Below are 203 nucleotides of genomic sequence, written 5' to 3'. Positions count from 1 at the left end.
AATTTTCAAACATATGGCTCATATTAGTTACTTTTGAAGTATCAAAGCTCAAAGCTTCATTAAAATACTCACAACCACTAAACATACTGCTCATATCAACGACATTTGAAGTATTGAAATTTAATGGTTGATTAAAATCAAAGCAATTTTCAAACATATGGCTCATATTAGTTACTTTTGAAGTATCAAAGCTCAAAGCTTCA

At 28.6% G+C, this 203-nt stretch carries 1 protein-coding gene; it reads right to left on the bottom strand.

Translation table 11 applies throughout. The features are described 5' to 3' along the window. Positions 1-203, bottom strand: a 203-nt coding sequence (locus KJQ99_RS10505; RefSeq protein WP_214150794.1) for a BspA family leucine-rich repeat surface protein, incomplete at both ends; no start/stop codon positions are given.

This window comes from Campylobacter sp. 2018MI13, assembly GCF_018501135.1.
Classification (GTDB): domain Bacteria; phylum Campylobacterota; class Campylobacteria; order Campylobacterales; family Campylobacteraceae; genus Campylobacter_E.
The sequence above is the reverse complement of the archived record's forward strand: the minus strand, read 5'-3'. Positions and strand labels throughout refer to the sequence as shown.